The following is a 12,760-nucleotide window of genomic DNA, read 5'->3' as shown; positions in this document are numbered from 1 at the left end:
CTGAGCCGTCGTAACATGGATCGTTACGGCGGAGAGGAGTGGCCCGATGAGCGCCAACAGCAGGTTGACGATCGCTGCCCACGCTCTGGCCTGGATCGGCCTCTACCAGCGCCAGGGCCACGAGGTCGCGACGTCCGAGCAGATCGGATCCAGCGCGAACACCAATCCCGTGGTGATCAGGAGACTGCTCGGCGAACTGCGCAGGGCGGGACTCGTCGAGTCCCGCAGGGGCGTCGGCGCGGGCTGGTCGCTGACACGCGGGCTGGAGTCGATGACCTTGCTCGACGTGTACGAAGCGGTGGAGGACGGCCCACTGTTCGCCATGCACCGGGCCGCACCGGACGAAGGCTGCGTGGTGGGCCACGGCATCCAGCCCGCGATGCAGGGCATCTACGCGGGCATCGAGGAGACCCTGAGGAGCGAGTTGGCGCGCGTCACCCTCGAAGACGTACTCCGGGACGTCCTCGCGGTTCCTCACTAGTGCGCGCCGCGGCCGGCCGGAGGATGCCAAGTCGCCAGCGGGGCGCGCGGGCCGGGCCCCGGGGTCAGGCCCGCCGCAGCCTGATTACGTTCCCAGGTCGGAGCCCTGACCGTCCGCCCTTCAGGCCGGCGCGGGAGCCACGCGCCTAGAACTGAGACTGGGGATCGCCGCGTGGCCCGTGCACGGCGCCGCCGTCGTATCCAGTAAAAGCAAAAGCCCCAGGTCACGGCGAGTGAGTCCTGAGGCTTCCACAGAGCCGCCTTCGGGATTCGAACCCGAGACCTACGCATTACGAGTTGTCCGACCTCGGTCCACAGGCGTCCGCCGCTGTGCCCGCATGGCTGGTCAGGGGGTGATACGTACGGGCACGGACCGTGGCGGACCGCTCCGGATCGGTCGCCTATCGAGACCACAAATGAGACCGGTGCGCGGACTCCGTCATCGGGCTGAACCCGAGCGCCTTTCCGTATCGGCTCCGCGGCCGGCGTGTCAGGCGCCCCATCGGGTGACGACGGCCTCCTCAACGCTGAAGGGCATGCCGCAGTCCGCGCACTGAGCCCTGCCGAAGACGTAGGTCAGCTTGTGCGCGAGGTCAGGGTGACCGTCCGCGACCATGCGCGCGTGCAGTCTTCTGGCCAGGCCCTGCATGACCGAGGGGTCCTGTGGCCGGAGGGGGAGCTGCTTGGCGGGCGTGTGTCGCATGTACATGTCGTCCGTGGTCGAGAAGTAGCCGTGCTCGCCGAAGACGACGAAGTTCTCCGTCTCGCAGGCGGGGCAGGGCAGTTCGTACTCCTCGCCGTTGAGTCCGTCGATCTGCTCGCCCCAGACCTCGACGCCCTCGAAGCTGAGGAGGGTCCCCAGCAGCTGGACGTAGTTGAGGGGGTCTCCGGTCAGCCCGGGGTCCTGCAGGGCTTCCTCGGTCAGCCCGCGCAGCTCGGCGATCGCGGCCGGGTGGGACAGGTAGGGGTCTTCTCCGCTGTCGGGGCGGTCGATGCTGGCGACGATGGCGCCGGCCAGATAGAGCGGCGCCCTTCGCTCCGTGGCTGACCACTGGCGGGCCGTATCGGCGAATGCGGGGAGTGCCGCATAGCTGGCCGAGTAGACCGTGCCCTGATGGCACAGGCGGGACCACAGCGCATCCCACCCAGCGTCCTGCGGATCCGGGCTCATGGCGTCGAGGAGGCTGGGAATGTCTTGGGCGGTGCCGTAGGCGTGGTTGAGCCGGGACCAGTCCGTCATGCAGCTGATCCAAGCAAACGATTCAGGTCCGGCCGCCGCCGGGTCCAGGCCCGGACGGGAAGGTATCAGGGCACATCGCGGACGGGGCGAGGGCGACGCCGCGTGCGACAAAAGCAAAAGCCCCAGGTCACGGCGAGTGAGCCCTGAGGTTTCTCTGAGCCGCCTTCGAGATTCGAACCCGAGACCTAGGCATTACGAGTTGTCGGATCTTGTTCCGTGGTCGTCCGAGGCCGTACGTCGAACTCTCATTTCCGCAGCTCATCAAGCATGGCGGACAGAACGACACCGCCGCGGACGTCCACGGATCAGGCTACAAACGAGACTGCAACTGAGACTCAAGCCACGGTCAGACCTCGTGCCCGGCGCGTGAACGTGCCGCCCTTGGCTGGTGAGCCGGCAGCCACTCGCTTCCGGGCAGCTGGCCACTCCGCATCCGAGGTTCGCCTGCGGGCCGTGTGGAAGCGGCTGGTGGCGTGATGGGGGCACTGCCCCTGAGTCAGTCGACCAGGCCACTCTGTGATCAGTCGTTCACCTCGCCGGCGAAGCAGTTGTCGCAGATGGACTGCTCATCCACTGCACGGAACGGCTTGCTGCAGATCTCGCAGATGTCGGGAAAGGCGGCGGCGCAGTTGAAGCAGAAGCTGGTGGGGCGGTCCGGCGCGGCAGCGGTGACCGCGCCTTGGACCACGGCGTCAATGCCGCAGTCCGGGCATACATCGGTCGGGGGGCTGGCTGGCTGTCTGAATTGATCGTGTGTTTGCGGAGGACTGCGCCAGGGGAGCCGGAGGATGTTGTCCGCGTAGTCCCATGCGGTCAGCTGGGGATCCACATCCGCGGGGCAGAACCAGCATGAGGTCAGTCCGCCGCGCACGACCAGGGCCCACTGCCGGCAGTTCGGGCACTGCAGGGTGCGTTCCTTGAGCGGTGCGAGCTCATCCTTCAGCCGCTCCATGCGCTGCTCGACGTAGCCACGGATCTTGGTGAGGCCACGGCGAATGCCATCAACATCCTCGGCGAGTTGGTCGACATCCTCGGTGAGCCGTTCGCTGTCCTCGCGCATCTTCGGCAGCAGCACTTCGTCCAGGAAGCGGATCAGGAAGTCGAGCACTTCCGCCGTTCGGGCTTCGATCGTGCCCTCCGAGTCGGTCAGGCCGTAGTGCTGCAGCGCGTTGCGGGACTTGGCCAGGGCAAGGATCTGATCCTGCTCCTCATCGCTGATGCGCAGCCCAAGGACGTGACGAAGCCGTTCCACAGTCTCCTGAGGGGTACAGCTGACGAAGTCGCCCCGATCGAAGAGCGCACGGGTCATCTTCTTGTTCTTGTTCATCCTGGTCAGGTCCAGGTTCTGCAGGACCAGAGTCCAGTGTTCGAGGTAGAGCCGGTACTTCAGCAGCACCTCGGTCGCGGCCTGAAGGTGCAGCACCGCGTACTTCAGTTGGCCAGGGGTCACCTCGCCCTGCTCGCGAGCAAGAAGCTGGACGACGTTGACCAGATAGTCGATCCCGTTCGCCACGGGCGGGAAGTCAATGCTGCCGCCGGGCTCATCCGCCGCGCGAACCGGCTCTCCGGATCTCATGCGGGTGGGTCTCTCCATCCCTCGTGGGCGCCCGGACCGACGGCTCGTCATGTCCGTTGTCTCGCCACAGATATGGCACATCATCCGAGGCGAAACGCACCGTGTCACCAGATCAGCCGATCTGGTGTGCAGAATTCCCGCCAGATTCTCCGGGAGCATTTGATCCGACCCGTGGGGCGAGTTGCCCATAGTTGGCCTGGTCGACGACAGTCCCGGCTACAGCCTCGCCGCTGACGTCGCCGGCGCCGTGACCCGCAGCGCCGACTGATCAGGGGCGGGGAAACTGGGGCTCCACCCAACACGCTTTCCAACTGTCCGCGTGCCTGTATGCGGGCGTCCGTGGGGGTTCACGGGGCAGGTCAGACGGGTCGCGTGTACGGCAGTGAACGGTGGCGGCCGTCGGCGCAATGGACAAAGACCAGGACCACGAACGTTCCGCGGGTGTTACCGGACCTGGGTTTCCTGATCATGTGGCGAGCAGCCCTGAGGGGGCGTCACACTGCCTACGTGGAAGCTGCTGAGCTGGTTCTCAAGTACATACAGGCACTCATCTGGCCTACGGTCACACTGGCGCTGCTGTGGACATGGCGTGATCGAGTCGGTGAGGCCATCGGACGGTTGAGCCGTGTAGAGACACCAGCCGGCGCCTTGGAGTTCCAAAATGAAGCGCGGCGCGTTCGTGATCGCGCCGCAGCGGTAGCGGAAGAAGAATCGGCGTCGGCTGGCCCCGTGCCTGAGCCGGAGCCGCGCCCTGAGCCGGAGCCGCGCCCTGAGCCTGCCTGGTCTGAGGAGCCTCCAGGTGAGGCGGTACGCAGACGCTTGCTCGCTCTCTTTACGGCAATTGATCAGCCAGACGACGTCATCGAACGGTCTCCAACAGGAGCGATCGTGTCTGCGTGGAACGCCTTGCAGACGTTCGCTGAGGAGATCCTCACGTTGTACCCAAGTGTGCAGCCACGACGTCCGGGATCAGGACGGGTGGCACCGGGCGAGTTGGTGCAGATGCTGCAAGTGGCAGGGTTGGACCCGGAAGCGGTGGACGTAATGAACGACCTCCGTCGCTTGCGCAACACCACAGTGCATGGAACCGCTGCAGTCACCCCCCAGGCAGCACGTGACTTTGTTCGGGGATGCATGTCCGTGGCTTACACAATGGAAGATCTGTCCTGGCCGGGGCGCAGTCCTGCCGGCGGGACCTCTCACTGAGGGCGACGCTTTCCAACTGCCCGCGTCCCCGTTCTGTGGCGTTCATAGGTGTTCGCGCGGCAGGCAGCTAAGACGGGGTACGGGTACAACGGTGAGCGCCAACGGCCATCGGCGCACTGGACAAGGACCAGGACAATGAGCGGCGATCAAAAAGATCAAAGCAGCGGATCGACTCGGGCTGGGACGCTCGTGCTTACGACCATGCCCGCGATAAGTAGACCCAACCTGAACCCTGTTGGGCCACGCCAGGCATGATGAGCCCATGGATGCAGGGATCGCGGGGATGATCGGTGCAGCACTAGAGATCTTTAACCGTGGGCGTTACTGAGATTTGAGATCCAGCTCCGGGTGGACATGCCGGACGTGGTCGCTCGATGAGGTCCGCGATGTCACTTGCGTATCGTCGCTGGATAAAGCGGTAGCCGAGGGCCGTGTCCGACTATGCTCCTGGTCATGAGCGAGTCAACTCCCCTTCCTGACCCGTCTGCGGCCCTCGCTGAGGCGGAGTCCCTGCGCTCAGTTCTCGAGCGCAACCGGCGGACCTTCGCCTGGAAAACGTCAGGGCTCGATGAGGAGGCTTTGCGCGCGACCACGGCCGCCAGTTCGATGACGCTCGGTGGCCTCGTCAAACATGTGGCCCTGGTCGAGGCGGACTGGCTGGCCGTGAAGCTGGCCGGTCACGAGTACGGCGCCCCTTGGGACGCCGTGGACTTCGACGCCAACCCCGACTGGGAATGGCGCACCGGGGCTCTGGACTCCCCGGATGATGTCTACACAGTGTGGCGAGATGCTGTCGAGCGATCGCGCGAGCTCGTCGCTGACATCATCAAGGAGCGCGGGCTCGACGGACCGGCGTCCTTCACCTGGCCGGACGGTCGCACGCCCAGCGTCCGGGACATGCTCTTGGACATGATTGAGGAGTACGCGCGGCACACGGGCCACGCGGACATCCTTCGCGAGACAGTGGATGGCCGCGTTGGCGAAGGTGCGCCCGAGGACTTCACCTTCTAGGAGATCCAATGGCTGAGGTTACGGCGGTTGGAAGTCGAGGCCGGTCTTGGCGAGGAGACCGTCGATGACGCCGGGTCGATACTGCATTCGTTTGAGCCTGGTCTTCACCAGCGCGGTGAGCTGGTCGAGGCTGTGCTTGGTGAGGTTGGCCAGGGACCGTTTCAGGTGCGACCAGACGCCCTCGACCGGGTTGAACTCCGGGGCGTACGGCGGCAGCTGGTAGACGGTCAGCCATAATCGGGTGTCGATCAGCTGCCGCATGGTGCGGCTGACATGCGTGTTCAGATTGTCCCAGACCAGGACGATCGGGCCGCCGAGTTGCTGGTGCGCGGCGTCGAGCAGGCGTGCGTAATCAGCCTCGGTGAAGCCTTTGCGGCGGCCTTTGGCGGGGCCGCGGTCGAGGTGGGTGCGGTACATCAGCCGGGGCCGATGGCCGGACTTCGTGCAGATCAGTCCCGCCATGGAGACGCGTTTAGTGCCTGCGGCGGTGACCCGCACGACGGGAGTGTGGCCTCGGCGGCCCCAGGTGCGGCCTTTGGGCGGCCTCAGCCCCTGGCCGGCTTCGTCCTCGAAACAGAGCCAGGCGCCCAGGTCCGCCGCCGTCTTTTTTATGACGGGCCACTGCTCGTCCTTCCAGGCGGCGATCTTCTCCTCGTCGCGCTCGGCGGCCTTGCGGGACGGGATCTGTACGGTCCAGCCGATGCGGTGCAGCAGCAGGTCCATCCCGGTCAAGGTGTACTCGACGCCGAACCGGCGTCGCACGACCTCGGCGATCCTCGCCAGAGTCCAGCACTGGTCGCTCCAGCCGGCGGCGGCCGGGCCGGTATCCAACACCACCTGCAGCACACGCAGTTGAGTCGCATCGAGCTTGCAGCGGGCACCGCCGGGCCCCTTGGAGACCATGGCCTGCCGCCCGCCCGAAGCCAAACCCCGCCGCCAGCGGTTCGCCGACATCCGGGTCACCCTGAACCCCCGGGCCACCTCCCGGTCACTGGCCCCTGCCTCGATCAGATCGGCGGCCGCCAACCGGACCCGCTCACGCTGAACCCGCTCCTCAGCCGTCAGCCCTCCGCCATCGGGATACCTCATCCCTCTGGCATAGCGCGGCCCACGGCAGCCGTCACGACCCCCCGCGTAACCCACACCCTTAAAGATCTCTAGGCGCTTGTGGAGCCCTGCTTGCAGCTCGACTTACCGGTCGACAGCAGACTCGGGGACAACATACGCAATGGCGGCGGCAGTCCCGTAGGGATGCATATGTGGCTTTCCTGGATACTTTCGCGCAATATGAGGATTCGCTCGTATCGGCGTGGAGCATCAGCGATAGAGGCGATATTGCAAGCCTGCCTCAGGCTTTGACCGATCTTTCGTCGCAGGTGATCGCGGTGCGCCGCGCCCAAACCAAGGTTGCACTTGAAGGCCCCGTGGAAGCGGGAAGCGCCGCTGCTGCGACGCTCGTTGCCGTTAAGGGGACAGTGGAAGCGCTGCTGGCTGAGGCCTCCGGACTGCCTGCACCCCGGCAAGTATCGAGCAGGTCGTCCCATCGGCATGCCCTGACGGTCCGAGGTGCGTTCGAACACAAGGCAAGACTGGTCATGGACTCCACTGACCATATTCCTGACACCTCCACAGAGGTTCGCTTGCGATCGTGACTCGTGCGAGTGCGCGACGGCTTTCAAGACCGCCGCGCATGCGGACAGCGCAACGCGTTGACCTGCACTCAAGCCCGCTTTAGGCGCCCGAAGGCGCCCCCTGGCCCACACATGGCCCATAACCGGACACCCGCAAAGCTGCTGCCAGACGCACACCTCGGTTCTACGATGTGATCTAGGCAACACAGATGTGGGGGGCAATGATCGACATCGCGCACAGCGTTCCTGCGGGGCCGCTCCGGGGGGAGCTAGAGAAGACCCGCCGCATGGAGATGCTGCAAGACAGCTACCTGCATGCAGTGGCAGCCGCGGCAGGCTGCACCATGGCCAAGCCCAATCCGGACAACGGCATCGACTGGACACTGAGCCATTCGTCGGACAAACACGAAACCGACGAACAAATAGACCTGAGGTTACAGCTCAAAAGCACGTGGACGAGCGGGCCGAACCCTGTCAATGGATTCGTATCCGTGAATATCTCCAACGATCGACTAAAGATGCTCGCGAGTGCGCGAGTCACAGTTCACCGAATCCTAGTAGCAATGGTAGTTCCAGAAGACGTTGCCGAGTGGATTGATGCGAGTCACGATATCTTTCAGTTGCGACATTGCGCCTACTGGCGCAGCGTAACTGGCGTCGAACCTTCGGGAATAAAACACACAGCAGTGAGAGTCTCCACCAGCCAGATTTTCGACGACAATGCCCTATGCAGCATCATGGAGAGGATCGGCAAGGGGGGGACACCGTGAGCACGCCTGATTTCAGCGAGATCGCAGGGCATCTAACGGACTCGCAGCTAGCTCTCGCGCTGGAACGAAGCGGTTGGCAGAAGTTTGGCGGCCAAGACGGTTTGTATTCGCGATGGCGCCTCGAAGCAGATTCCCTCACCGTCGGCGGCCGACTGCTGCTCCCGCAAGACGCAGAAACCGACGACTATCAGGATCTACTCACTCAAGCGGTGGCCCGCGCCTGGAATCTCGGCGATGCAAAAATCCGGACTATTCTGCAACGAGCCGCAACGCTGCACTCATTGGGTGACGAGATGAAGTTCCACAAGGAGGCCCGCTCTCGGCGAGGAACAATCCCGTGGACTGCAGGGGAGGATCTTCACGAAGGCGCACGTAAGTCAATGGTTGTTGCCGCTAAGACCAGAAAATCCAAGGCAGCCTATTTTGGTAACTCCAATACTTTTCTCGCCAAGTCATTCCTAGATTCCGTTCTGATGGGGCAGACAGAGGTCGGAAGCTACGTTGTGACTGCCTACGCCCCATCCGATGAGGTGTTCAGCGAGAAGAAGCCAAAACCAGGTGATTCCATCCCCCTGATCGGCCAGCACACGGGCAGGGAGATCACCCTCAGCTTGGTATCCGCACTCGAAGCCGCTCGAGAGTCTGTAGACCACTTCGTTGCATCCGGATCCACGTACGGGTTCATCGAAAACGTAAGCCGAGGCTTCTGCTATGAATTGACGCAGGCCGTACGCAATCTGATCAGAGATTCAGACGGAGCGGAAGTCGAGATTGAATTCAATTCCGGTGACGATATCTTCACTGAAACATCGACCCAACGGCACAAGTTAGAGTTTTCGCCATCTGATTATTCCGTCCTGGAGAAGGCAGGAACAATGCTTGCCGCGGCCGTCAGGCCGGAGCCGGTTACGGTATTGGGCATGGTGACTCTCCTGGAGAGACCAAAGCCCGGAAATCCGGGCGTGGTTCGCCTGGACGTACTGGGCGGGACAACCGCCCGCAAGATGCGAGTGCGCCTAAAGGTTGACGACTACGATCTAGCCGTGGACGCCCACCGCAACAACTTCGCTGTCCGAATTTCCGGACGACAAGAGCTTGAAGGCCACTACTACTGGCTATATGACCCTGAGATTATTGAGCTGGTCAACGTAACTCCGGAAACGCCAGGGGTTGATGTGAATTCCGAAAGTCAGACCCCTCTCTTCTAGTGCCTTCCGTCACTCACAGTTTGATGCGGCGTAGGAAGCGCTCCGTGACGCTGCGGTACTGCGGCATACGCGTGACGGTCGCCGCACTGTGCGCGGCGTGAGCACCTTGATGAAGTAGAGAAAGTTACCGCGCTCGCTGACGCCGATGGTGAGCCACTGTGGGTGAGTTGTTCACAGCACCCCCAGCTCGGTGTCAGGCCGGCAGTGGATGCATGCCCGGATCCCGTCGGCGAGGGCGGCGAGGGCCTGTTCGCGGGTGATGGTGCGGTGGCACTTTCCGGCGGCGTAGCACCCGCCGACGTGAACCTCGATGGGCTGGGCGCCGACCCCGATGCTGAGCTCAATGATCCAGTCCGGGGCGGGCGGTCGCCGCTCCTCGCCCTGCTGCCACTCTTTCTTCCCGCTGTTCGGCCGCCGCGATTGCCTCCGTCGATGCGCTCCACCCACATGGCATCCCAGGTCCGCAACGTACGGAGCCGCGCCAGGTCGCTCGGGAGGAGATCGGACACGTGTTCGAGTCTACGTCGGGCGCTTGAGCGTCATAAGCGGGCGTATCGTTCGGAAGCCGACGAGAGGAGCCGCACGCATGGCCGACGCTGACCTGCTGCGATCCCTCGGAGTCGACCCGTCGCAGCTGGACCCCGCGCCACCATGGGCACCCAGGGCCGGCACCGAGCGGCTCGACGGCAGCCATCCGTGCGCGCTCTGCGGCAAGCCCGCCAGAGCGACCGTGGGCGTCGACACACCCGGACATGGCCGCCGCTGGTTGGACCGGTGCATGCCCTGCCTCATCGCCACCACCCCACGCGGTGGTCCCCGCGCGCGCCTCACGGACACACTGGCCGTTCTGCGGGAGACAGCCCGAGAGGCGGGCGCCACCGTGACCATCAGGACCGACGAGTCGTAGCGGCCCCGATCCAGCTGCCGTGAAAAACGAGCGGCCGCCGTTGCACCTTCCTTCGGTGCAACGGCGGCCACGTCGGCGGGTGCCACTACTACAGCTCCCGCTGGATCTGCCTTTCCTGGACCAGCTCGTCTTGCGCCTACCAGGGATTACGGGACAGCCTTTAGTGAAACGCACAGGCTAGAGATGCCCAACGCAAGTGTTGCCGTGGCTGTCGCTGTTCGTGCCGTCTGGGCAAGTGGTGTTACTCCAGATGGCACCTGTAAAGGTTGCCCCTGTTGTCGTGGCACCCGTCAAGTCTGCTTGGGTGAAGTCAGCATTGTTGAAGTTTGAGCCTGAGAGATTGGTAGTCGTGAGGGTTGATTGATTAAACGCCGCGCCCGAGAAATTACTGTTGGACAGATTCTGGCCCGGCATGTAGGTCGCCGGCAGGAATGCGTTACTGAAGTCCCTACCGCTCAATCTATTGCCCACGCTCACGTAGCTCGCGAAATTGCAACCGGGACACAGGATGGGCCCGGTCGACCCATCAGGTCCCGGAGGTCCCGGAGGTCCCGGAGGTCCCGGAGGTCCCGGAGGTCCCGGAGGTCCGGGAGGACCCGCAGGTCCGGTGGGGCAATGGTCATCGTCCCCCCGATGGCGGCTGCTTTGGCACTTGTCGTGGTCGCGGTGTTGGCGGTCAAGCGCGACAGAGCCGTGACGAGCTGTCGTATAAATGCTGCTCTGCGCGGCGGCTGGCGAGGCCAAGAGAATCGCCGTGAGTACGGCCCCGGTCACCACTGAAAGGCTACCTACCGTCTTGATCTCCGATGCCATTCCTTGCCCTCCGCATTCTGTGGAAGAGATTGACGTGCACGGCGACCTCACCGTCCGGGGGCGAACATCCCACAGCGCAGAGATGTAATTGCATGCCGACTCGTTTGTCACTCCAGCGCGGTGCCGCAGTCCGCCGAACGGCCGTTGCACAGGAACTTTCGGGTGTTGAAGCTTGAGCCTCTCTCGGTCCTTGGCGGGTCAGCAGGCCCGAGGGCATCGGCCGCATCGGTCCGTCGGGTGTCACTACGATCTCGCCCGCGGAGTTCGAATATGACCTGGGGAGCTCCGCCTCAGGTCAGTCCGCCGGAGTGTGCTGAGACGGGATCGGCGCCGTCCTGCCCTCGTGAGGCGGGCCCACTGTCAGTGGGAAGTCGGGGAGGCTAAGCGCGGTAGTGGGCCGTTGAGCGAGCCACCCTGAGAGTCGATGTGACGGACTCTCAGTCCTCACGTGCCTGAAACCGAGCCGTTCGTAGTAGGAGTGAAGGCCCTCGTTCGACCGCCAGGTGTCTATGCGCACCCAATCGCGACCCTCCATGGCGGCCAATCTTGATGCCCAGTCCACGAGGCGCGCCCCAAGGTGCCGCCCGGCGGCTTGGCGAGCGACGATGAGTTTGTAGAGGTGGAAGGCAGTTTCGGGACGGTCCTCATCTGTCCAGAAGTCCCGATCCACGGGGCCTCTACTCACGGTGCCCAGGACCTTGCCGGAGTCGACGACGACCCAGGCACGCCCCTCATCGATCGATGCTCGCCACTTGCCGATCGCTTTGGCCCCGGTCTCCGGATCGCTCCATTGGTCGGTGCCCTTTGAGCTGAGCCATTCCTCGGCTTCTGTCCGCAGGGCCATAAGGGCAGGCACGTCCTCCGCCCGCGCCGGGCGAAGGAACTCAGTCAGTGTCGACTTCATAGAGGATCTTGTGCCTGTCTCCGGGGAGGATGGTGACCATGCAGCGCAGAGGCTTTCCGTCTGCGTCGTAGCCTGTTCGTGTGTGCTCCGCTACCGGAGTTGCCGCAGGTAGCGCCAGTAGTTCGGCCTCATGCCGTGTCGGCATACGCACCGCGATCTCATCCCTGTACTTGGTCTGGATGAGCCCAACGGATGCGAGCACGCCACCCGGTGCTGCCACGTCGCGCGGCTCCATAAGGAGCGTCCCGGCGACGAGTTCCTGAGGGAAGTAGGAGTCGGCGAGCGCGTAGGGGCGGTTGTCTATGTAGCGAATGCGCTTGCGGGCCACAGCTAGACCATCGTCGGGCAGTGCGAGCGCGTCGCGCACGTGTGGTGGCGGCTCGACGATGGACACGGTGATCTCTTGCCGAGGGGACTTCCCCTCGTCTGTGATGGCGCTCGACCACTGGTCTCCGGCGGTCTGACCCTCCACCGCGTTTGCGTGCCGGCTCCGGCTTTCCAGGGTCGTCCAGTTCCAGACCACCGGCGGATAGTCCTCACGGACGTACTTGCCCTGTCCCCATCCGGTGACGACCAGCCCCTCTTCGATGAGAGCGCGGACGCCGGCGCGCACGGTCTCGCGGCTGTAGCCGTACTGGCTCATCAGCTTCGATTCGCTCGGGAGCACCGCCCCAGGGGCGAGCTCCCGATTCTCGATCTGCCTACGCAGGTCAGCTGCAATCTCCTGCGCCTTAGTCATTCCGCGTCGCACGGGCATCTCCAACCCTTCTGCTCCAACTCCTCCGTACAAGTTAGACGAGAGGGCTTGACGTTCCAAGTACCCATGGGCAGACTCAGATCAAGGCACTCCTCCAGACAGGTTGTACGGGGTGTCACGTACGTTGCTGTGTCCTGCTCAACAACTCCACAGCGTGATCCACCGCAGCACGGCGGCCGTGACCGTTCCGGCCGAGGCGAGTGGAGACCAGCCGATCGAGACCGGACCCGGTGTCACAACCGGGCCCCACCCCTCCG

13 protein-coding genes are annotated in these 12,760 nt (G+C 64.0%); 6 read left to right on the top strand and 7 right to left on the bottom strand.

Translation table 11 applies throughout. From position 1 onward, the window contains the following. The first annotated feature begins 46 nt into the window (after positions 1-46). Entirely contained in the window at positions 47-481 is a 435-nt protein-coding gene (locus tag OHB49_RS23570; RefSeq protein WP_030972252.1) for an Rrf2 family transcriptional regulator, read from the top strand. Between the two features lie 489 nt (positions 482-970). On the opposite strand, the gene OHB49_RS23565 is transcribed toward OHB49_RS23570, so the two are convergent. Next, positions 971-1,720, bottom strand: a complete 750-nt coding sequence (locus OHB49_RS23565) for a hypothetical protein (protein WP_329162766.1) — start codon at positions 1,718-1,720, stop codon at positions 971-973. 520 nt (positions 1,721-2,240) lie between these two features. Further along, positions 2,241-3,485, bottom strand: a complete 1,245-nt coding sequence (locus tag OHB49_RS23560) for a hypothetical protein (protein ID WP_329162764.1) — start codon at positions 3,483-3,485, stop codon at positions 2,241-2,243. Between the two features lie 1,470 nt (positions 3,486-4,955). Here OHB49_RS23560 and OHB49_RS23555 point away from each other — a divergent pair. Next, a complete protein-coding gene (locus tag OHB49_RS23555; RefSeq protein WP_329162761.1) occupies positions 4,956-5,513 on the top strand; it encodes a DinB family protein in 558 nt (185 codons plus the stop codon). Between the two features lie 18 nt (positions 5,514-5,531). Here OHB49_RS23555 and OHB49_RS23550 read toward each other — a convergent pair whose 3' ends face one another. Continuing rightward, entirely contained in the window at positions 5,532-6,602 is a 1,071-nt protein-coding gene (locus tag OHB49_RS23550; RefSeq protein WP_328627928.1) for an IS630 family transposase, read from the bottom strand. 170 nt (positions 6,603-6,772) lie between these two features. On the opposite strand from OHB49_RS23550, the gene OHB49_RS23545 reads away from it, so the two are divergent. The 3 genes from OHB49_RS23545 to OHB49_RS23535 all read left to right on the top strand — a co-directional run bounded on the left by OHB49_RS23545 (position 6,773) and on the right by OHB49_RS23535 (position 9,122). Next, on the top strand, positions 6,773-7,165 hold the full coding sequence (locus tag OHB49_RS23545) for a hypothetical protein (protein ID WP_329162758.1): 393 nt from the start codon (positions 6,773-6,775) through the stop codon (positions 7,163-7,165). Between the two features lie 200 nt (positions 7,166-7,365). Next, positions 7,366-7,914 carry a DUF4365 domain-containing protein gene (locus OHB49_RS23540; RefSeq protein ID WP_329162756.1) on the top strand — a complete coding sequence of 183 codons (549 nt, stop codon included), beginning with the start codon at positions 7,366-7,368 and terminating at the stop codon, positions 7,912-7,914. After that, positions 7,911-9,122, top strand: a complete 1,212-nt coding sequence (locus OHB49_RS23535) for a hypothetical protein (RefSeq protein ID WP_329162754.1) — start codon at positions 7,911-7,913, stop codon at positions 9,120-9,122. The genes OHB49_RS23540 and OHB49_RS23535 overlap by 4 nt, the downstream gene beginning before the upstream one ends. Before the next feature lie 171 nt (positions 9,123-9,293). Here OHB49_RS23535 and OHB49_RS23530 read toward each other — a convergent pair whose 3' ends face one another. After that, positions 9,294-9,569 carry a DUF6233 domain-containing protein gene (locus OHB49_RS23530; protein ID WP_329162752.1) on the bottom strand — a complete coding sequence of 92 codons (276 nt, stop codon included), beginning with the start codon at positions 9,567-9,569 and terminating at the stop codon, positions 9,294-9,296. A gap of 139 nt (positions 9,570-9,708) precedes the next feature. On the opposite strand from OHB49_RS23530, the gene OHB49_RS23525 reads away from it, so the two are divergent. After that, complete coding sequence (locus tag OHB49_RS23525; RefSeq protein ID WP_329162750.1) at positions 9,709-10,029, top strand: hypothetical protein; 321 nt, start codon at positions 9,709-9,711, stop codon at positions 10,027-10,029. 177 nt (positions 10,030-10,206) lie between these two features. On the opposite strand, the gene OHB49_RS45855 is transcribed toward OHB49_RS23525, so the two are convergent. From OHB49_RS45855 to OHB49_RS23515, 3 genes are all read right to left on the bottom strand, one after another. Beyond that, the gene (locus OHB49_RS45855) at positions 10,207-10,842 is read right to left on the bottom strand and encodes a pentapeptide repeat-containing protein (RefSeq protein ID WP_443079553.1); all 636 of its coding nucleotides are present in this window, start codon (positions 10,840-10,842) and stop codon (positions 10,207-10,209) included. 295 nt (positions 10,843-11,137) lie between these two features. After that, positions 11,138-11,746 (bottom strand): GNAT family N-acetyltransferase, encoded by a 609-nt coding sequence (locus OHB49_RS23520; RefSeq protein WP_329162748.1) that lies wholly within the window; start codon positions 11,744-11,746, stop codon positions 11,138-11,140. Further along, positions 11,727-12,503, bottom strand: a complete 777-nt coding sequence (locus OHB49_RS23515) for a GntR family transcriptional regulator (RefSeq protein WP_329166595.1) — start codon at positions 12,501-12,503, stop codon at positions 11,727-11,729. The genes OHB49_RS23520 and OHB49_RS23515 overlap by 20 nt, the downstream gene beginning before the upstream one ends. Between the last annotated feature and the right edge of the window lie 257 nt (positions 12,504-12,760).

This window comes from Streptomyces sp. NBC_01717 (genome assembly GCF_036248255.1).
GTDB lineage: Bacteria > Actinomycetota > Actinomycetes > Streptomycetales > Streptomycetaceae > Streptomyces.
This window is presented reverse-complemented; position numbering and strand designations above follow the sequence as displayed.

Bases quoted from the DNA above. Each gene is read 5' to 3' on its own strand.
- OHB49_RS23570 (WP_030972252.1), top strand. From the start codon at position 47: ATGAGCGCCAACAGCAGGTTGACGATCGCTGCCCACGCTCTGGCCTGG.
- OHB49_RS23565 (WP_329162766.1), bottom strand. From the start codon at position 1,720: ATGACGGACTGGTCCCGGCTCAACCACGCCTACGGCACCGCCCAAGAC.
- OHB49_RS23560 (WP_329162764.1), bottom strand. From the start codon at position 3,485: ATGGGCAACTCGCCCCACGGGTCGGATCAAATGCTCCCGGAGAATCTG.
- OHB49_RS23555 (WP_329162761.1), top strand. From the start codon at position 4,956: ATGAGCGAGTCAACTCCCCTTCCTGACCCGTCTGCGGCCCTCGCTGAG.
- OHB49_RS23550 (WP_328627928.1), bottom strand. From the start codon at position 6,602: ATGAGGTATCCCGATGGCGGAGGGCTGACGGCTGAGGAGCGGGTTCAG.
- OHB49_RS23540 (WP_329162756.1), top strand. From the start codon at position 7,366: ATGATCGACATCGCGCACAGCGTTCCTGCGGGGCCGCTCCGGGGGGAG.
- OHB49_RS23525 (WP_329162750.1), top strand. From the start codon at position 9,709: ATGGCCGACGCTGACCTGCTGCGATCCCTCGGAGTCGACCCGTCGCAG.
- OHB49_RS45855 (WP_443079553.1), bottom strand. From the start codon at position 10,842: ATGGCATCGGAGATCAAGACGGTAGGTAGCCTTTCAGTGGTGACCGGG.
- OHB49_RS23520 (WP_329162748.1), bottom strand. From the start codon at position 11,746: ATGAAGTCGACACTGACTGAGTTCCTTCGCCCGGCGCGGGCGGAGGAC.
- OHB49_RS23515 (WP_329166595.1), bottom strand. From the start codon at position 12,503: ATGCCCGTGCGACGCGGAATGACTAAGGCGCAGGAGATTGCAGCTGAC.